The 355-nt window shown below is 63.1% G+C and carries 1 protein-coding gene; it reads right to left on the bottom strand.

The window, feature by feature from the left end:
- Positions 1 to 22: 22 nt before the first annotated feature.
- Positions 23 to 355 (bottom strand): cell division FtsA domain-containing protein (locus ACLJNW_RS23690; protein ID WP_410961156.1); only part of this gene is annotated, 333 nt, incomplete at its 5' end.

Raw genomic sequence — 355 nt, 5'->3', positions numbered from 1 at the left:
CGCCTACTGTTACCGCGTTGAATCAGAAATTGCCCTGGACCCAGCGTTTGAGCCGCTCCAGGACAGGTGCCTTGGGTTCGTCGCTGCTGTAGCTGCTGCCTGACACAGACATCGACATTCCATCGGACTGCTTCTGCAGTCCGTACATCAGCAGGCCGACGCCCGTCGAATAGATCGGGTTGCGCACCACGTCGGTGAGGCCCTTCACGCTATACGGCACGCCGAGGCGTACCGGCATGTGGAAGATTTCCTCGGCCAGCTCGACCGCGCCTTCCATCTTCGAGGTGCCGCCGGTGAGGACGATCCCTGCCGGGATCAGGTCCTCGTAGCCGCTGCGGCGCAGCTCGGCCTGGAC

Source organism: Salmonella sp. SAL4457 (assembly GCF_046548235.1).
Taxonomy (GTDB): domain Bacteria; phylum Pseudomonadota; class Gammaproteobacteria; order Enterobacterales; family Enterobacteriaceae; genus Salmonella; species Salmonella enterica.
This window is presented reverse-complemented; position numbering and strand designations above follow the sequence as displayed.